We start from the raw sequence: 19,087 nt of genomic DNA, 5'->3' as shown, positions 1-19,087 counted from the left end.
CAGTCTGGGGTCGTGGACCGCTTCAACGTCCCGCCGCAGTCGCGACGAGTGTCGCCTCCATCTGGCACACTGAAGTCATGCCTCGGATTACCCTCACAGCTGGAAACGACTTGGTCCAGCGCCTCGCTGGTGAGACTGATCCGGTCCGAGCGGTCATCGAGCTTATCTGGAACAGTCTTGATGCCGACGCCAACAAGGTGTCCGTCACTCTCGACCGCAACGCCGCGGAAGGCATTGTCGGCGTCACCGTCCGCGACGACGGCCTCGGCATGAGCCCGGAACGCGTCGAGCAGGACTTCAAGTGGGTGGGGAACTCCTGGAAGCTCGGGGCGCGCGTTACCGAGCGTGAGAAGCGCCCTATGCACGGCAGGCTGGGCCAGGGGCGTCTGCGCGCATTCGCGCTGGGAACCCGCATCACGTGGGAGACCGTTGGCCAGGATGCCACGGGAGCGTTCAAGAAGACTCGCGTGTCGTCGACCATTGACCATCGCAATGACTTCTCCGGTCCCGATCCTGTTGATGCCCAGGGACCGACCTACGCGGAGTTCCGAGCTGAAGGTCGAGACTCGCTTGGCCGGCTCGAAGGCGACTATGCGCGGCCGCGCATCGGTGCTGCCCTTGCCCTGCATCTGCTGACTTTCCCGGCGATCGAAGTCCGGTACGACGGAGTCAAGATCGACCCCGCCGCAAGCATCGAGCGCCAGACGAAGCACGAGCTGAAGTGGTCCTACGACGGCGTCGGGCGCTTAGCTGCGCTGAAGGTCGTTGAGTGGGCGGATGTGAAAGGCCGGACGCTCTATCTCTGCGACGAGAAGGGCGTTCCGGTTGATGAGTCTCCGATCAGGCGCTTCGCCGACTTCAACTTCGCTGCGTACGTCCTGTGGGAGGACATGACGGAGCATTCCAACGAGGTGCTGCTCGTCGATATGGAGCAGGAGACCTCCCTGCTCGGATCCCTGATGCAGGTCGTGGACTCCGCTCTTGAGGATCACTTCGAAGCCCGCCGAGCTGAGCAGCGTCGCGAGCTCGTCGACCGCTGGAAAGAGACCAAGGCATACCCCTACGAAGGCGAACCCGCCTCGGACGAAGAAGTGGTAGAGCGAGCCACCTTCGATGTAGTCGCAACCGCTGTGCGCCGGCACATTCCCAAGAAGCGCGGCCAGGAGAAGCTGACGCTGGGGCTCCTCAAGGACACGCTCCAGCGGAACCCCGATGGTGTGAAGGCGCTCCTGAACCAATATGTAGGGCTCACCGAGGGCGAGAGCGAAGAGCTCGACCGGCTGCTCGAGCGCACGCCGCTCTCAAGGCTCATCCGGGCGACTACCGACGTGACTGACCGCCTGGACTTCCTGAGCGCACTTCGCGAGATCGTCTTCAACCCCGAAGCCAAGGGGCTGGTCAAGGAGCGGGACCACCTGCACAAGATCCTGGAGCGCGAGAGTTGGGTGTTCGGGGAGCAGTTCAACATGATGAGCTCGGAGATAGGTCTCACCCGAGCGCTCGAGCAACACCTCAGCATGCTTGGCCGCAAGGGGGAGCCCACTACAAAGGTCACCAAGACCGATGGCAGCCAGGGCCGCCTGGACCTGATGTTCTCGCTAGCTGCACCCGAGCACGAAACGAAGCGACATCTGGTCGTGGAGCTGAAGGCCCCTTCCGTGGTTGCGTCCTACAAGGAAGCCAACCAAATCAAGGGTTATGCACGAGCCATCGTCGAAGATCCTCAATTCGCCGGCACTCACACCGTCTGGGACTTCGTGCTCGTCGTGAACGACTACAACAACGACGTGCGGCGAGACATCAACCAGCGTGGTCGCGAGTCGGGGCTGCTTGACGAGTCCGAGCTCGACCCGAACTCCCCGTTGCGCTACAGGGTCTGGGTGCGACGCTGGTCGGAGATCCTCGAGTCCGCGGATCAGCGAGCTTGCTCTACTACAAACGCGGGCTGCAGCACGATGCTTCACTCCTCGACGTCAAGCGGTACCTGCGTGAACACCACGCAGACGTGCTGCCGGAGGGGCTGTTCTCGGAGAACGATCCGAGCTAATTCGATTCGCGGTGCCAGGCTGGCTTCCGAACAGAAGGAGCATGTCTATGGAGGCGCATGTACGGCTGCCTCAGGTCATCGATGCTGCCCAGCACCTCGCCCGTGGCCTCGAGAATCCTTGCCGCCTCGTCACGCTTCATCGAGATATCGACCAGCTGCACGATGATGACGGCAATAGGCTCGGACAGTCAAAGAAGCAACATGCCCTGCGTTGGGCCGTGTTCACGATGGCCTATGGGGCAATTGAGGCATTCTTCAACGACATCTTGAGAGGGAGCGACGAAACTCGCGTCATCCCGCTGAACCCAGGAAAACTCCATGATGCCGGCCTAAAGCAAGGCGTTCGTCTCTTCACAAACGATTGGGCTGTGCGAACGCGTGCGCTCCTTCGGGACCGACCCGGGCGGCGCTCACGCTGGGTTGTCTACTCGGGAACGCAGCGAATCAATGCCTACCTCGCTGACATGAAAATGCTCCGAGATCTTCTGAACCACGGTCAAGACCCTCGTTCGGTTTCAAACAAGTCTGGCGCGCTCTGGCCGCTCGCCGATGGCAGGAACTCGATGCGCCTCATGGGTGCCGAGGGCTTCATTCAGGCATGCTGTGATCTCGCGTCGCAAACGGTGCTCGCTTACGGAGGCCGCGACGTGGACCTGCCAAGTTGGCCTGAACCGAAACGTTCTGGTCTGGCCGCGGAGCCAAGGCCTGGCCTCAAACTCTTGCCTTAGCCAAACGGACACCAGCCGCGCATCGGTGGGTTGCCGAGTTAGAGGTTGGTATGTGCGGTGACGTGGTGGAGTTCCGCTTCAGCGTCTAAAACATGGACGCTGCCCTGAGCAGCGATGTTGTAAAGGGTCTCGGTTCAGAGTATGAACCGAGGCCCTTTTTTGTGCCTAAAAACCGCTTGTCCTGCTGTCAGACAGCGAATATTACCACCGAGTAGCTTTTGACTTGAAATTCCCGCCAGTTTAGGCATCTGGAGGTTGCGGAACGGTTACAGTTTGGCCAGCGAGTCCCACCATCTGGACACAATGTGGGTAGGCTTACACACACATGTAGGCAACGTCACAGTAGGAAAACTGTGTCTGCGCCTGGGGGTCATCACAAATTTCCCCTGATCAACTCCACGACTCATAGGAGGCGGAATGCGTTTCTCGCGCACTTCCAAAGCTCTAGGCGTAGCGGCGATAATCGCCCTCGCAGTGACCGGTTGCGGCGGCGGCTCCGGCAGCAACACGAATAGTTCTGCCGCAGCCGACCCCAACAAGGTCATCACCGCATACAGCAACGAACCGCAGCACCCGCTGCTTCCCGCAAACACCAACGAGGTGTACGGCGGCCGCGTTGTCGAGCTGCTGTTCGAAGGCCTCCGCGCCTACGATGCCAGCGGCAAGCCGGTCAACGCGCTGGCCGAGTCCATTGACACCACGGACTCGCAGAACTGGACCATCAAGGTCAAGTCCGGTGCCAAGTTCACGAATGGCGAGGAAATCACCGCGAAGACGTTCGTTGACTCCTGGAACTTTGCAGCGCTGAGCACCAACCTCCAGAACAACGGCTTCTTCTTCGAGTCCATCGAAGGCTACGCCGATGTCAGTGCCGTGAATGAAACCACCGGGGCCGACGGCAAGAAGACCTCCACTCCGGCACCGAAGGCTCAGACGATGTCCGGCCTGGCAGCCAAGGACGATCAGACCATTACGGTCAAGCTGTCCCAGCCCGAGGCCGACTGGTCACTGCGCCTGGGCTACTCCGCTTTCTACCCGCTGCCCTCCGCTGCCCTGAAGGACCCGAAGACTTTCGGTGAAAACCCGGTTGGCAACGGCCCCTACAAGTTCGCCAAGGAAGGTTCCTGGGTACACGACCAGTCCATCTCGCTGGTCAAGAGCCCCGACTACAACGGTCCGCGTGCTGCGAAGAATGGTGGCGTGACATTCAAGTTCTATACGGATCCGGGTCCCGCTTACACGGATCTCCAGGCTGACAACCTTGACGTCACCGACGTCCTGCCGTCGAACGCACTGAAGACGTACACCACGGACTTCCAGGACCGTAACTCCACCAAGCCGGTTGCCAACAACTCCACCCTGAACATCCCGGGTTACAACCCGAACTTCCAGGGCGAAGCAGGCAAGCTGCGCCGCCAGGCGCTGTCCCACGCCATCAACCGTGAAGAGATCACCAAGGTCATCTTCAACGGCACCCGCACCCCTGCCACCGAATTCACGGCGCCCGTGCTGGATGGCTACAACGACAAGATCCCGGGCAACGATGTCCTGAAGTTCGATGTCCAGAAGGCTAAAGACCTTTGGGCACAGGCTGAAAAGATCAAGCCGTACGACGCTTCCAAGCCGCTCCAGATTGCTTCGAACACCGATGGTGGCAACAAGGAATGGATCGACGCCGTGGCCAACGGCTTCAAGAACAACCTCGGCATCCAGGCCGAAATCCAGCCGTTTGCGAAGTTCGCTGAGGTCCTGGACCTGCGCAAGTCCCAGTCCCTCCCGGGCCTGACTCGCTCCGGCTGGCAGGGTGATTACCCATCGCTCTACAACTTCCTTGGACCGGTGTGGGCAACCAACGCATCGTCGAACTACGAGAAGTACTCGAACCCGGAGTTTGACAAGTTGCTCAAGGAAGGCCTTGCAGCCAAGACGCCTGAAGACGCCAATACCAAGTTCAACAAGGCACAGGAAATCCTCTTCCAGGATCTCCCCGGCCTGCCCCTGTGGTACCTGAACCGTCCGATCGTGTGGAGCAACAACGTTGTGAAGGCCGAGACCGGCTGGAACGGCGGAATCCTCTACTACAACATCGAGGCCAAGTAGTCCTCAGGATCTGAACTTGCCGTGAGGCATGGGGGCCCGGCCATGGTGCCGGGCCCCCAATTGCTTGCTTCGGCAGGAAGGCAAACATGACATACCTACAACCGTCCAGAGAGAGCGGGGTGAACCGTGGTCCGCTACATTCTGCGTAGGCTCCTCCAGGTGATTCCCGTCTTCCTGGGAACCACACTCCTTGTCTACTACATGGTGTTCGCCCTTCCCGGCGACCCCATCGCAGCGCTCTTCGGCGACCGCCAACCTCCTCAGAGCGTCATCGACGCACTGAGGAACCAGTACAACCTCGACCAGCCGTTCTGGGTGCAATACGGGATCTTCCTGAAGAACCTGTTCACCTTCAATCTCGGCGTTGACTTTACGCAGCAACCCATTGCAGCTTCGCTTGCAAGGGCTTTCCCGGTGACGGCGATGCTCGCTGTCGAAGCACTTATTATCCAGGCCGTCTTCGGCATCGCGTTCGGTGTTTTCGCCGGCCTGCGCAAGGGTAAGCTCTTTGACTCCACCGTCCTGGTCGCGTCACTGGTGGTCATTGCTGTTCCCACGTTCGTCCTCGGCTTTGTCTTCCAGCTTGTGTTCGGTGTCCAGCTTGGCTGGGCAAAACCGACCGTTGGAGCGAACGCCGATTGGGGCAACCTGATCCTGCCCGCGGTAGTCCTGGGCCTGGTTTCGTTCGCGTACGTCCTGCGCCTGACCCGTGCATCGGTCAGCGAAAACATGAACGCCGACTATGTACGGACTGCAACGGCCAAGGGCCTTTCCCGCCCGCGCGTCGTGATGGCGCATATTCTGAGGAACTCGCTGATTCCCGTGGTGACCTATCTCGGTGCGAACCTTGGCGGCCTCATGGGCGGCGCAATTGTCACCGAGGGCATCTTCAACGTCCCGGGAGTCGGCAACAAGCTTTTCCAAGCCATTCAGCGCAGCGAAGGCCCCACCATCGTTGTGATCGTCAGTGTCCTTGTTCTTGTCTTTGTTGTCACCAATCTCCTGGTTGACCTCCTGTACGCCTGGCTTGACCCGAGGATCCGCTATGACCAGTAACACTGAACACTTCGTCGCCCCAATCGACGAGACTCCGCTGCAGGCCACGGACACCGTCAAGCTTGAACAGGCGCCCCTCAGCCTTTGGGCCGATGCCTGGCGCAAGCTGCGCCGGCGCCCGCTGTTCATCATCTCTGCGCTGTTGATCCTTCTGTTGACGACGGTCGCCCTTTTCCCCGGCCTCTTTACGAGCGTTGCGCCCGACAGCGACTGCCAGTTGGCCAACTCGGAGGCAGGACCCACGTCCGGACACCCGCTCGGTTTCACGCTGCAAGGCTGTGACGTCTATTCGCGTGTCATCCATGGCACGCAAGCTTCTTTGTCCGTGGGCGTCCTGTCTGTGCTCTGCGTGATCGTCATCGGTGTGACCCTGGGTGCACTGGCCGGATACTACGGCGGCTGGCTCGATGCTGTGCTTGCCCGTTTGGGTGACATCTTCTTCGCCCTCCCCATCATCCTGGGCGCTCTCGTTATCACGCAGCTGCCGTTCTTCCGGGAAAACAGGGGCGTCTGGACCGTGGTCATCACCATATCCATGCTGGCGTGGCCGCAGATGGCCCGTATTACGCGCGGTGCCGTTCTTGAGGTCCGCAACGCTGATTTCGTGACCGCGGCGCGTTCGCTGGGTGTTTCCAACTTCGGGGCATTGCTGAAGCACGCGCTGCCGAACGCACTGGCTCCCGTGATTGTCCTTGCAACCCTGGAACTCGGTGTCTTCATCGTTCTCGAAGCCACACTGTCCTTCCTGGGTGTCGGCCTGCCGCTGAGCGTGATGTCGTGGGGCAACGACATCTCGGCGGCCAACGCGTCCATCCGCACCAACCCTGGAATTCTGCTCTACCCGGCAGCGGCCCTGTCCATCACCGTCCTGAGCTTCATTATGCTTGGCGACGCCGTCCGCGATGCTCTTGATCCCAAGAGCCGTCAGCGCTAAGGAGGCGACCATGGCTTCTGCCAATATTAGAATCGATGAAGTCGCGGCACAGGTAAGGCCAATCCTGGAAATCAAGGACCTGGCCATCACCTTCAAGACCGGCTCTGGTGAGGTCAAAGCGGTCAAAAACGCCCACTTGACCATCATGCCGGGCGAGACTGTCGCCATCGTGGGGGAGTCCGGTTCGGGAAAGTCGACGACGGCCCTTGCCGCCATTGGCTTGTTGCCGAACAACGGACGTGTCTCGGGTGGGCAGATCCTGCTGGACGGCGAGGACATCTCCCATGCGCCGGAAAAGCGCATGATTGAACTCCGCGGCAGCCACATCGGCATGGTCCCCCAGGACCCGATGTCCAACCTCAACCCGGTCTGGAAGATCGGCTACCAGGTCCGCGAAACCCTCAAAGCCAACGGTCGTCCGGACGGACCTGAAGACGTTGCGCGCGCTTTGGCTGAGGCGGGTCTTCCTGATGCTGCACGGCGTGCCAAGCAGTATCCGCATGAGTTCTCCGGCGGTATGCGCCAGCGCGCCCTCATTGCGATCGGGCTCAGTTGCCAACCCAAGCTCCTGATCGCGGACGAGCCCACGTCTGCATTGGACGTCACTGTCCAGCGCAAAATCCTGGACCACCTGGACACCATGACCACGGAGCTCGGTACGTCCGTGCTGCTCATTACGCACGACCTCGGCCTTGCTGCGGAGCGCGCGGACAAAGTAGTGGTCATGTACCAAGGGAACGTTGTTGAAGCAGGACCGTCCTTGGAGCTGCTGCGAAACCCGCAGCATCCATACACCCGGCGCTTGGTGGAATCGGCTCCCTCGCTCGCATCCCGCCGAATCCAGGTTGCCAAGGAGCAGGGTGTGGAAGCCAGCGACCTCCTTGCTCCGGTCTCGGTGGCTAAAGCCCGTGCAACGGACGAGGTCCTGCAGATCAAGAACCTGCGCAAGGTTTACAAACTGCGGCAGGGACTGGGCCAAACGGCCGATTTTGCCGCGGTGGATGGCGTCAGCTTCCACGTCAAGCGCGGAACCACCACGGCGATTGTGGGGGAATCCGGTTCGGGTAAATCCACGGTGGCCAAGATGGTCCTGCAACTGGAGAAACCGACCGAGGGCCAGATTGTTTTCGACGGCGTGGACACCGCCGGGCTCAAAGGCAAGGATCTGTTCAAGTTCCGGCGCCGCGTACAGCCGATTTTCCAGGACCCTTATGGCTCCCTGGACCCGATGTACAACATCTTCCGGACCATCGAAGAGCCTCTCCGGGTCCACAAGATCGGAAATGCGGCCAGTCGGCAAAAGAAGGTCCGCGAACTGCTGGACCAGGTGGCTTTGCCACAGTCCATGATGCAGAGGTATCCGAACGAGCTTTCGGGCGGTCAGCGGCAACGCATTGCTATTGCCCGGGCATTGGCCTTGGACCCCGAAGTGATCATCTGCGATGAGGCCGTGTCCGCATTGGACGTCCTGGTCCAGGCCCAGGTGCTGAACCTCCTGGCAGACCTCCAGGACAACCTCGGCTTGACCTACTTGTTCATCACCCACGACCTCGCGGTGGTGCGCCAGATCGCGGACCACGTCTGCGTCATGGAAAAGGGCAAGCTCGTAGAGACAGGCAGCACGGACAGTGTCTTCGACAACCCGCGTGAGGCTTACACGCAGGCCCTCTTGGAAGCCATTCCTGGCGGTTCGCTGCTGCTGCCGCCCGCGGTGGCCTGACCGGCGTCGTACTCTCTGCCGCGAGGCAACAGTAGCCGACGAGACAACAGCAAGAGCCGGTGGTTCCCAGATGTGGGAACCACCGGCTCTTGCCGTTAAAGCACTCGTTGTGGGGCCTGCTCTGCGTGCCAAAACACCCAGGAAGGGCGCCAAGCGGGCCCCACAACAGCCTTTATTCGGATGAAACGGACGTGTCCGTGTCCGGGCGGGCTGCTAAACCAAGAGCGCCCAGCTCGCGCGCCAGAACGGTGCCCAGCTTCGCGTGGCCGGATGGTTTCATATGGACGCCGTCCTGCAGGTCGGCAACGGCATCGTAGCGGGTCAACCAGTCGCCCGCGCTGACAAACGGGATCGCTTGCTTGGCGGCGATCCGGCCGAGGAGAGCATCCACCTCGGAACGGCGGCCGCCCCCGTTGTCGGCTCCGCGGGCCAGGGTCCCGATCATTGCCAGCCGGGCGCCGGGATAGCGCTTCTTGAGTGCAGCAAGGAGCCTGTCGGCGTTGCTGCTGATCTGGGCATCAGTTGCCTTCTGCGTGGCGTCGTTGCCGCCGCCTTGCACCACGATCAGGGGCGGATCCCCGTATGGCAGCAACCAATCCCCACGCTGGAGCGCGTCGATGTAGTTGCCCGTCTTGCCGTTGGAGGCCACGAATCCCGTTCCGCCCATTCCCACGACGTGCAATTTGTATCCAAGTGCGGAGATTCCCCTTTGCGGCCACGAGTCCTTGGGCATGGCCTGGGAATCGCCAATCAATACGGCCGTGTGGCGCACGTCGGCCAGGACCACTTCGTCGCGGTTGTTCGCCGGATTCCTGTAGAGCGAGCCCACCGGCAGGTCCAGGGGACTAGGGCTGGGCGCTATCGTTCGGGGTTTGTCCGCGGCGGACGTCTCGGCAGGAACGGGCGCAGCTGAGCGCGGGGTGGTGGGTGGTGGGGTGGCTTGGTTTGGTCCGCAGCCGACCACAAGAACGCCAACGGCGATCAAGGGTGCGAGCAGGCGGAACGCGGCCGAGGCTTTGCGCATCGTTGGTCTCCGTATGGCACTGGTTCTGCAGCAATCATGGGGCAAAGGAAACAGAAAATCCAGCATCTTGACTGCCGGTTACTAAAGCGTGATGTGCTGTGATGGGCGCCACAGATGGAGGTTAAATGGCTTGCTTTTTAGGCTGATAAATGCAACTGCGTTTAGACTTGCTTTAGGTGCCCTGTGTCCCGGGGTCTTTTCGTTGTGTGTTCCGATCAGGTGATCAGGTATGCGCGCGGATACAAACAACTGACTTCACCACTGAAACGAGTCATCAACGCATGTCTGAAACCATCACCAACACTGCGTCGCGGAGCGATCTGCGCAACGTCGCGATCGTCGCACACGTTGACCACGGCAAGACCACCCTGGTCGACGCCATGCTCAAGCAGACCAACTCCTTCGCTTCCCACGGTGAGGTTGAGGACCGCGTCATGGACTCCGGTGACCTGGAGCGCGAAAAGGGGATCACGATCCTCGCCAAGAACACCACGGTTGCCTACAACGGCCCGTCGTCCAATGGCGAAACCATCACCATCAACGTCATCGACACCCCCGGCCACGCCGACTTCGGTGGCGAGGTTGAGCGCGGTCTTTCCATGGTCGACGGCGTCGTCCTGTTGGTCGACTCTTCCGAGGGTCCGCTGCCCCAGACCCGCTTCGTGCTCCGCAAGGCCCTTGCTGCGCACCTTCCGGTGATCCTCCTGGTCAACAAGACGGACCGTCCCGATGCCCGCATCGATGAGGTTGTCCACGAGTCCATGGACCTGCTGCTGGGCCTGGCTTCGGACCTTGCCGATGAAGTTCCGGACCTGGACCTGGACAAGGTCCTGGAAGTTCCGGTCGTCTATGCTGCTGCCAAGGTTGGCCGCGCCTCTCTGGACCAGCCGGACAACGGCTCCGCCCCGGAGAACGAGGACCTTGAGCCCCTGTTCAAGACCATCATCGAGCACATCCCGGCCCCCACCTACAACCCGGATGGCGTGCTCCAGGCACACGTGACCAACCTGGACGCTTCGCCGTTCCTTGGCCGCCTCGCCTTGCTCCGCATTTACAACGGCACCCTCCGCAAGGGCCAGACCGTAGCCTGGGCCCGTGCCAACGGCGAACTCAAGAACGTCAAGATCACCGAACTGCTGGCCACCAAGGCACTGACCCGCGTTCCTGCCGAAGAAGCCGGTCCCGGTGAAATCGTGGCAGTCGCCGGTATCGAGGACATCACCATTGGTGAAACCCTCACGGACGCCGAGAACCCGCAGCCGCTGCCGTTGATCACCGTTGATGACCCGGCGATCTCCATGACCATCGGTATCAACACCTCTCCGCTGGCCGGCAAGGTCAAGGGCGCCAAGGTCACCGCCCGCCAGGTGAAGGACCGCCTGGACAAGGAACTGATCGGTAACGTCTCCATCAAGGTTCTGCCCACCGAGCGTCCCGACGCTTGGGAAGTACAGGGCCGTGGTGAGCTCGCGCTTGCAATCCTCGTTGAGCAGATGCGTCGCGAAGGTTTCGAGCTCACCGTTGGCAAGCCGCAGGTAGTCACCAAGACCATCGACGGCAAGCTGCACGAGCCGATGGAACACATGACCATCGACGTGCCGGAAGAGTACCTGGGTGCCGTAACGCAGCTCATGGCTGCCCGCAAGGGCCGCATGACCAACATGGCCAACCACGGCACCGGCTGGTGCCGCATGGAATTCATCGTTCCCGCCCGTGGCCTCATCGGCTTCCGTACCCGGTTCCTCACGGACACCCGTGGTGCCGGCATCGCGGCTTCCATTTCCGAAGGCTACGAGCCGTGGGCCGGCCCGATCGAATACCGTACCAACGGTTCGATGATCGCGGACCGCGCCGGTGTTGTGACGCCGTTCGCCATGATTAACCTTCAGGAGCGCGGTTCCTTCTTCGTGAAGCCCACCTCCGAGGTGTACGAAGGCATGATCGTTGGCGAGAACTCCCGCGCCGATGACATGGACGTGAACATCACCAAGGAAAAGAAGCTCACCAACATGCGTGCGGCTTCCTCGGATTCCTTCGAGAACCTGACCCCGCCGCGTGAGCTCACCCTTGAAGAGTCGCTCGAATTCGCACGTGAAGACGAGTGCGTTGAGGTGACGCCGGAGGACATCCGTATCCGCAAGGTCATCCTCGATTCCAACGAGCGTGCCAAGGCCAACCGCGCCCGCGCTAAGGCCTAGTCCGGCCCGGTTGAACCCGGCTGGAACAGCAGAATGAACAAGGGAGTCGCCAGTACGGCCCGTGGCATAGCCGCGGCCGTGCTGGCGGCTCTTTTTGTTGCTGTGGCAGGAACGGCATTGCACCGGCAGACCATGGTGATATCCGGCGTCGACCTCGCCTGGGGTGTCTGCGCCGCGCTGCTGATGCTTGCCTCGGTCCAGTTGTGGCTGGCCGCCTGGTCAGGTTCAGTGATCCCGACGGCGGCAGCTGGGGTGGTTGCTTACGCCACAGTCGGTGCATTGTCCTCCGGAGGACCCGACAAACAGCTGTTGCTGGGCGACGCCGTGGGCAACGTCTGGGTGTTTGGCATAGCTGTGGTCACATTGATCATGCTTCTGGTTGCCAGTCGCCTGCGGAAGCGATGGCGGACAGCTGCTGGGTAGGTAGCGTCCAGTACGCAGCCGCTAAGGCCGCCCGCGCCGGGGCGGCGGTGGGGGAACTTCCTTCGCGGCGATGACCAACGCCAAGGGAATTTCGACGTCGGAGGTCCGCGTCCGTACGGTGCAGCTGTTCTCGGTGGTGGTCACCAGGTACCCCAACGCATCCGTCAGGCCGTCCTGAATCCTGTAGCGGACCACCACCCGAATGCCCGGCTGGGCTGTGAGCAGAAATTGTCGAGGTGGCAAATGCGGGGGAGTCACCGTTTCATACTAAGACGCGGGCTAGGTTGGCGTCATAGCACTGTTGGATAATAGGCTCAGAAGTTGAATGTCCGGCATGCTGCCGGCCGTATTACCCCGGCAATGGCCGGGACAAACCGTGGAGAGGTCTGGGACGTGACGTACGTAATCGCGCAGCCGTGTGTAGATGTCAAGGACAAGGCATGTATCGAAGAATGCCCTGTTGACTGCATTTACGAAGGTGAGCGTTCCCTCTACATCCACCCTGATGAATGCGTCGACTGTGGTGCCTGCGAACCCGTATGCCCTGTTGAGGCCATCTACTACGAGGATGACACCCCGGAAGAGTGGGCTGACTACTACAAGGCCAACGTCGAATTCTTTGACGACCTCGGTTCCCCGGGTGGCGCTGCGAAGATCGGGAACACCGGCAAGGACCACCCGTTCATTGCAGCCCTGCCCCCGCAAAACCAAGACCACTAAGGGCGGTTGCTTCCTTGATTTCCGCGGCACCGGCCTTTGGCCTTAACCTGCCCGACTACCCGTGGGAGGCCATGGCGCCGTATGTTGCAGCCGCCTCCAAGCACCCCGGGGGCGTGGTCAACCTGTCCATCGGAACGCCTGTGGACCCCACACCACAGCTGATCCGCGACGCCCTTGCTGCGGCGTCGGATGCCCATGGCTACCCGACTGTGCACGGCACCGAGGCGTTGAGGCACGCGGTCGTGGAATGGTTCGCCACCCGCCGCGGGGTCCCCAATCTGGATCCAAGGGACGTTATGCCTACCGTGGGCTCCAAGGAGCTCGTCGCCTGGTTGCCCTTCTTGCTTGGCCTTGGCACGGGGGACGTCGTGGTCAGGCCTACGGTGGCTTACCCCACGTACGATATCGGCGCGATGCTGGCAGGAGCTACGGCCGTAGCGGCGGACAGCCTGGACGAACTGGATGCCGCAACGCGTGCAAGGGTTCGCTTGGTTTGGATCAATTCGCCGGGCAATCCCACGGGCAGTGTCCGGAGCGTTGAATCGCTCCGGGAAATCGTGAGCCAGGCGCGCGAAATCGGCGCCGTAGTGGCTTCCGACGAATGCTACGCCGAGCTCGGCTGGGGGGAATGGGATGCCCAGCGTGGGGGAGAAGCTGTCCCGAGCGTCCTGGACCCAAGGGTTTCCGGTGGTTCCACGGATGGCCTGCTGTGCGTATATTCGCTGAGCAAACAGTCCAACCTGGCCGGCTATCGGGCTGCTTTCGTGGCCGGAGACTCCGCGATTATGGCCAACCTTGTTAACAGCCGCAAGCATGCAGGAATGATCGTGCCCTACCCGGTGCAGGAGGCGATGCGTGTCGCTTTGGGCGATTCTGGCCACGTACTTGCCCAGAAGGATCTGTACCGCGGCCGCCGCGAGAGGATCGTTCCGGCTCTTGAGAAGTTCGGGTTGCAGATCCACGACTCCAATGCCGGCCTCTATCTATGGTCCACGGCCGGTGAAGCTACGTGGGACACTGTGGCCCGTTTTGCTGAGCGGGGGATCGTCGTAGGTCCCGGTGTCTTTTACGGTGATGCCGGCAACGGCTTCATCCGGGTGGCACTCACCGGCAGTGATGAACGCATTGACGCAGCCGTGGAGAGGTTAAGCGCAAGCTCATAACAATGCTGTGACTTGTGCCACAAGTCGCGTCATTCCGCCAGTAACCGGACGGAACGGATTAGTTCCGGAGGGTTACTGGCGGTAGCTTTTTAACTGACTATCAATGGTGGCCTTCAATAAGAAAGCACTGCGGTCGTTGGAGCCCTGCAACAGTGGGGCGGAAGACGACGTCACCAGAAGTTGGTTGGACAAGCGTTCTATAGAGGCCCAGAGGCCTCATGAAGGGGACTCCATGACTGAGACCACTAGCGCGACACTGCGCCATGCCGGCGGCGAACTTGAACTGCCGCGCATCCAGGTTGTAGAAGGAAACGAAGGTTATGACGTTTCCAAGCTGCTGAAGCAGACGGGCGCCGTCGCCTATGACCCCGGCTTCATGAACACAGCGGCCACCACCTCGGCCATCACTTACATCGACGGCGACGCAGGCATCCTGCGGTACCGCGGGTACCCCATCGAGCAGCTCGCGCAGCACTCGAGCTTCCTCGAAGTTTCCTACCTGCTGATCTACGGCAACCTTCCCACTCCCACGGAGCTGGAAGAGTTCGATCAGAAGATCCGCCGCCACACGCTTCTGCATGAGGAGCTCAAGGGCTTCTTCGGTGGGTTCCCGCGCGACGCGCACCCCATGCCGGTGCTGTCCTCGGCCGTTTCGGCGTTGTCCACGTTCTACCAGGACTCGCTGGATCCCTTCAACGCCGAGCACGTTGAAGTTTCCACCATCCGCCTCATGGCCAAGCTGCCTGTTATTGCGGCCTACGCACACAAGAAGTCCATTGGCCAGCCCATGCTGTACCCGGACAACTCCATGAACCTGGTGGAGAACTTCCTGCGCCTGAGCTTCGGCCTCCCGGCCGAGCAGTACGAGCTGGACCCCATTGTGGTTAAGGCGCTGGACCTGCTGCTCATCCTGCACGCTGACCACGAGCAGAACTGTTCCACCTCCACCGTCCGTTTGGTGGGTTCCTCCAACGCAAACCTCTTCGCTTCGGTATCCGCCGGCATCAACGCGCTCTTCGGACCCGCCCACGGCGGCGCCAATGAGGCCGTGCTGAAGATGCTGCGCCAGATCCAGGCCGAGGGCATCAAGCCCGAGGACTACATGGAGAAGGTCAAGAACAAGGAAGACGGCGTCCGCCTCATGGGCTTCGGTCACCGTGTTTACAAGAACTACGATCCCCGTGCCAAGATCATCAAGGCAACGGCCCACGAGGTCCTGGGCAAGCTCGGCGGCAACGACGAACTGCTGGACATCGCCATGCGCCTTGAAGAGAAGGCCCTGGCTGATGACTACTTCATCCAGCGCAAGTTGTACCCGAACGTGGACTTTTACACCGGCCTGATCTACAAGGCGATGGGTTTCCCGGAGAAGATGTTCACCGTCCTCTTCGCCATCGGCCGCCTCCCGGGCTGGATTGCCCAGTGGCGCGAAATGATCAACGATCCCCAGACCAAGATCGGCCGCCCGCGGCAGCTCTACACAGGGGAGCCGGAGCGCAACTACCCGGCCAACTGATACGGCAACAGCGTCAATCACGACGGCGGCCGCCCACCTCGCGCGAGGTGGGCGGCCGCCGTCGTCGGTTCAGTCCGTAATAAGCAACGCGGGGTCACTTGCGGCCCATAAAGCAGGCCGATATGGGCCCTAAGTGACCCCGCGTTGTTATTAGGAAGCGTTGTATCCGTACGGATTGTTCTTCTGCCAGCGCCAGTGATCCTCGCACATCTGGTCCACGGTCTTCGTGGTGGACCATCCGAGGTCTGCGAGGGCGGACGAAGCATCGGCCCAGAAGGCGGGGAGGTCGCCAGCGCGGCGGCCCGTGATTTCGTAGGGCAGCTCGTGTCCGACGGCCTTTTCGAAGGACCTCAGTACCTCCAACACGGAGGATCCCCTGCCGGACCCCAGGTTCCAGCGGCGGACTCCCGCGCGGTCAGCGATGAAGTTCAGTGCGGCTACGTGACCTTCAGCGAGGTCCACTACGTGGATGTAGTCGCGCTGGGCTGTGCCATCCGGGGTGTCATAGTCGCCACCGAAAACCATGAGCTTCTCGCGGCGTCCCACGGCAACCTGGGCGATGAACGGGACGAGATTGTTGGGGATGCCTTGCGGGTCCTCACCGATGCGGCCGGACGGGTGGGCGCCCACGGGGTTGAAGTAGCGCAGCAGTGCGATATGCCAGCGGTCGTCCGCATTCCCCAGGTCTGAGAGGATGTCTTCGATCTGTTCCTTGGTGCGGCCGTACGGGTTGTTGGCGCCGATTTCCATCTTCTCGATGTACGGGATGGGATTGTGCTCGCCATATACGGTTGCGGAGGAACTGAACACGATGGAACGGACATTGTGCTTGTCCATGGCCCGGAGCAGGTTCAGCGTGCCCACGATGTTGTTGTAGTAGTACGCCAATGGCTCCTGAACGGATTCGCCCACGGCCTTGAGTCCTGCGAAATGGATCACGGCGTCGATCTGGTGCTGGTCGAACACGGCCTCGACGGCGGGCTCGTCCACCAGGTCCACCTTGTGGAAGGCTGCGGTCTTGCCAGTGAGCTCGGAAACCCTGCGCAGTGACTCTTCGCTGGAGTTCACGAGGTTATCGAGCACGACGACGTCATGGCCGGCTTCCTGAAGGGACAGAACGGTGTGCGAACCGATGTAGCCGGTGCCACCCGTGACAAGAATTTTCATGGTGTCTACGCTATCGGAAATCCGAGCCACGCCGCTCAGTGTTGAGCGTGGTTGAAGCACGTTCGTGCTAAAAACTACTGGTGCCCAAAATTGTTGATGCCGAAGCCCGGCGCCAGGAAGTTGTCCAAGCTGTCTTCAGGATCATCGCAAGCGACGGTTTGGAGCGGGCATCCCTTCGTGAAGTAGCAGATGAAGCCGGACTGGCCGTAGGCTCCGTGCGGCACTATTTTGCCAGCAGCGACGAGCTTCTCGTGTTCTCCTTTGCCTCCGTCATCGACCGTATCAGCGGCCGGCTGGAGTCGGCTTTGCTTGCCGTTGAAGGCGAAACTCCGGGCAGCGCCGGGCAGCACGCCGCGGTGTTGAACCTCTTGGGTCAGTTCCTTCCCTTGGATGAAGAGCTCGCTGTGGACGCCTGCGTTTGGATGGCCTTCCGCCACGCTGCGCGAATCAAACCAGTGCTGGCTGCCGAGGCCGAACGCAGTCACCGCGCAGTCGCTGCCATTGTGGGACGCCTCATCATCCTGTTGAGCCCCGGCGAAGCCGAAGCCCGGCAAAGCCTTGTCACAGAGGCTGAACGGCTCCTGGCCACCATGGACGGCCTTTGCATGCATGCCCTGCTCCAGCCCGAATGGATGACGGCCGAGATGTGCAGCGACGTCCTCACGGCCCATCTCGCAGCTTTCGCTTCGGTGCCGGCTACGCCATAGGCTGTCCCGGCCTCGCCACGGGACGTCCACATGCCGCCCGGCAAGCAGTGTCTCCCGCACCGTTACCGTAGCAAGCCAACGGGAATAGACTGGGACATGTCGGGAACCTGCCAAGGGAGGAATTCGGATGCATGAGTCAGGCGGCCCGGGATGGCGCATCACCATGGACACGTCCGGGCCGATGCTCATCGCCCTGTACTTGCGCGATGTAGCTGGACTCGACGGTGCCGGAAAACCGTTACTGTCGCACGCTGCTCCCAAGGTCCGCCATGCCGATCACAGTCACCTCACCTCGGATGTGGGCGGGATCCACGCCCTGAAAACCGAGTGGGAGGCCTGGTGGGAGAAGCTCGTGAAGACCTATCCCGACCCGGCACTTGAGCTCGCGCCGCCCAGCTTCAAGGCCTTCGGGAATTCCCCTGCCCTCCAGCGTGTCCTGCAGGCACACTTTGGCTCAGCTTTGGGATGGGCAACGGACAGGATCGATGAATACGCGAAGATCGAGGCAGAGCGCGAAGCCAACGGCGTTACGGGAGTCCTGAACGAGATGGTGGAGGACAGGCTTCTGGAAGTCGGGCGTAGTTCGCGGGACTTTGATCTCACCATCATCGAGTTGCCGCTCAACGAACCCCGCGCCTGGTACTTGGAGCCCAGCACCATGATCATGAGCCACAAGCTGCTGTCCGAGCCCGACGTCTTCCGCAGTTATGTCCAGCCTGTGGTGGAGATACTCGCCTAGCTCAGGTGGTCGGTGCCGAGACGGTGATGGTCACTGATTCAGACGGCGCCGTCGAAGCAATCCACCCGTCGCGTTTTTCCCTGTTCCACGTCTGACCGCCAACATCCACTTGCGTGATGGACAGAGACTTGGCGTTGGCCACAGCCCAATGGGCAACTGCCCAGGCTTGCGTACCGGTGATATCCAGTTGCACCGAGCGGCCCTGGACTGTGGCGGGCTGGGGGCCGTACGCCGCCGTCAGTTCCTCCACGACGGCGGCAGGGTCACCGGCCGCTTCAGGCATCCGGAGTTCACAGGTCAGCGCGGATTCGGAATGACCGGTGAGGGCAGAAGCGAAAGCGCGACCCATGTTCTCGTGCTGGGCGTATGCCCGGGGGAACGCGGAGCGCTGGACCTGCTGGGCTGCCTGGGTAATCTCCATGGTCTCGTAACCGGGAATTTTGATGAGGCCGTTATAGAAGGCGTTCGTCGCATAGACAGGGTCCATGACCTGTGCCTCGGTTCCCCAGCCTTGCGATGGCCTCTGTTGGAACAACCCCCGGGAATCAGGTCCTGCATCGTCGCCGTAATTGATGTTCCGCAGCTTGGACTCCTGCATCGCGGTGGCGAGGGCGATGCTTGCAGCCCTTGGTGGAAGTCCGCGCTGAACAGAGATAGCCGTGATGAGCGAGGCGTTGGCCGCTTGGTCGGTAGCCAACTCGTAGCTTTCTGAACCTATGACGGCGAGGCAGCGCTCCGAGACCAGGGTCTCGGAGCGCTGCAGTATGGCAACTATCGCGTAGATAGCACCGGCCACAAGGGCCAGCGCGAGCACCGCAACGATGGCGCGGCGGAACCGGCGCATT

The 19,087-nt window shown here is 61.3% G+C and carries 16 protein-coding genes; 12 read left to right on the top strand and 4 right to left on the bottom strand.

Annotated features, from left to right (window positions below; translation table 11 throughout):
* Positions 1–77 precede the first annotated feature (77 nt).
* From LDN90_RS17465 to LDN90_RS17445, 5 genes are all read left to right on the top strand, one after another.
* On the top strand, positions 78–2,213 hold the full coding sequence (locus LDN90_RS17465) for an ATP-binding protein (protein ID WP_223946487.1): 2,136 nt from the start codon (positions 78–80) through the stop codon (positions 2,211–2,213).
* Between the two features lie 979 nt (positions 2,214–3,192).
* Positions 3,193–4,875 carry an ABC transporter substrate-binding protein gene (locus LDN90_RS17460; protein ID WP_223946486.1) on the top strand — a complete coding sequence of 561 codons (1,683 nt, stop codon included), beginning with the start codon at positions 3,193–3,195 and terminating at the stop codon, positions 4,873–4,875.
* A 126-nt stretch (positions 4,876–5,001) separates the two neighbouring features.
* On the top strand, positions 5,002–5,931 hold the full coding sequence (locus LDN90_RS17455) for an ABC transporter permease (RefSeq protein ID WP_216925185.1): 930 nt from the start codon (positions 5,002–5,004) through the stop codon (positions 5,929–5,931).
* Positions 5,921–6,865: an ABC transporter permease gene (locus LDN90_RS17450; RefSeq protein WP_223946485.1), complete on the top strand. Its 945-nt coding sequence runs from the start codon at positions 5,921–5,923 to the stop codon at positions 6,863–6,865. Before LDN90_RS17455 ends, LDN90_RS17450 begins: the two co-directional genes overlap by 11 nt.
* A gap of 10 nt (positions 6,866–6,875) precedes the next feature.
* On the top strand, positions 6,876–8,585 hold the full coding sequence (locus tag LDN90_RS17445; RefSeq protein ID WP_223946484.1) for an ABC transporter ATP-binding protein: 1,710 nt from the start codon (positions 6,876–6,878) through the stop codon (positions 8,583–8,585).
* A gap of 172 nt (positions 8,586–8,757) precedes the next feature.
* Here LDN90_RS17445 and LDN90_RS17440 read toward each other — a convergent pair whose 3' ends face one another.
* Positions 8,758–9,609: an SGNH/GDSL hydrolase family protein gene (locus LDN90_RS17440; RefSeq protein ID WP_223946483.1), complete on the bottom strand. Its 852-nt coding sequence runs from the start codon at positions 9,607–9,609 to the stop codon at positions 8,758–8,760.
* A gap of 281 nt (positions 9,610–9,890) precedes the next feature.
* On the opposite strand from LDN90_RS17440, the gene typA reads away from it, so the two are divergent.
* Both typA and LDN90_RS17430 read left to right on the top strand, forming a co-directional pair.
* Positions 9,891–11,807, top strand: a complete 1,917-nt coding sequence (gene typA, locus LDN90_RS17435; RefSeq protein WP_216925189.1) for a translational GTPase TypA — start codon at positions 9,891–9,893, stop codon at positions 11,805–11,807.
* A gap of 33 nt (positions 11,808–11,840) precedes the next feature.
* Positions 11,841–12,230 carry a hypothetical protein gene (locus LDN90_RS17430; protein WP_223946482.1) on the top strand — a complete coding sequence of 130 codons (390 nt, stop codon included), beginning with the start codon at positions 11,841–11,843 and terminating at the stop codon, positions 12,228–12,230.
* A gap of 21 nt (positions 12,231–12,251) precedes the next feature.
* Here the strand turns inward: LDN90_RS17430 and LDN90_RS17425 are convergent, their stop codons facing one another.
* Positions 12,252–12,488: a hypothetical protein gene (locus LDN90_RS17425; RefSeq protein WP_223946481.1), complete on the bottom strand. Its 237-nt coding sequence runs from the start codon at positions 12,486–12,488 to the stop codon at positions 12,252–12,254.
* 135 nt (positions 12,489–12,623) lie between these two features.
* On the opposite strand from LDN90_RS17425, the gene fdxA reads away from it, so the two are divergent.
* The 3 genes from fdxA to LDN90_RS17410 all read left to right on the top strand — a co-directional run bounded on the left by fdxA (position 12,624) and on the right by LDN90_RS17410 (position 15,629).
* Positions 12,624–12,950 carry a ferredoxin gene (fdxA, locus tag LDN90_RS17420; RefSeq protein WP_018776555.1) on the top strand — a complete coding sequence of 109 codons (327 nt, stop codon included), beginning with the start codon at positions 12,624–12,626 and terminating at the stop codon, positions 12,948–12,950.
* 14 nt (positions 12,951–12,964) lie between these two features.
* A complete protein-coding gene (gene dapC / locus LDN90_RS17415) occupies positions 12,965–14,113 on the top strand; it encodes a succinyldiaminopimelate transaminase (RefSeq protein ID WP_223946480.1) in 1,149 nt (382 codons plus the stop codon).
* Positions 14,114–14,345: 232 nt separating this feature from the next.
* Positions 14,346–15,629, top strand: a complete 1,284-nt coding sequence (locus LDN90_RS17410; protein ID WP_216925192.1) for a citrate synthase — start codon at positions 14,346–14,348, stop codon at positions 15,627–15,629.
* A gap of 150 nt (positions 15,630–15,779) precedes the next feature.
* Here the strand turns inward: LDN90_RS17410 and galE are convergent, their stop codons facing one another.
* Positions 15,780–16,796: a UDP-glucose 4-epimerase GalE gene (galE, locus tag LDN90_RS17405; RefSeq protein ID WP_216924132.1), complete on the bottom strand. Its 1,017-nt coding sequence runs from the start codon at positions 16,794–16,796 to the stop codon at positions 15,780–15,782.
* Between the two features lie 80 nt (positions 16,797–16,876).
* Here galE and LDN90_RS17400 point away from each other — a divergent pair, with 80 nt between their 5' ends.
* Together LDN90_RS17400 and LDN90_RS17395 are read left to right on the top strand one after the other, a co-directional pair.
* Positions 16,877–17,503, top strand: a complete 627-nt coding sequence (locus LDN90_RS17400; RefSeq protein ID WP_223946479.1) for a TetR family transcriptional regulator C-terminal domain-containing protein — start codon at positions 16,877–16,879, stop codon at positions 17,501–17,503.
* 127 nt (positions 17,504–17,630) lie between these two features.
* Positions 17,631–18,242 carry a hypothetical protein gene (locus tag LDN90_RS17395; RefSeq protein WP_216924129.1) on the top strand — a complete coding sequence of 204 codons (612 nt, stop codon included), beginning with the start codon at positions 17,631–17,633 and terminating at the stop codon, positions 18,240–18,242.
* A 1-nt stretch (position 18,243) separates the two neighbouring features.
* Here the strand turns inward: LDN90_RS17395 and LDN90_RS17390 are convergent, their stop codons facing one another.
* Positions 18,244–19,086, bottom strand: a complete 843-nt coding sequence (locus LDN90_RS17390) for a hypothetical protein (RefSeq protein ID WP_223946478.1) — start codon at positions 19,084–19,086, stop codon at positions 18,244–18,246.
* Between the last annotated feature and the right edge of the window lies 1 nt (position 19,087).

It is taken from the genome of Arthrobacter sp. NtRootA1 (genome assembly GCF_019976975.1).
GTDB lineage: Bacteria > Actinomycetota > Actinomycetes > Actinomycetales > Micrococcaceae > Arthrobacter > Arthrobacter aromaticivorans.
This window is presented reverse-complemented; position numbering and strand designations above follow the sequence as displayed.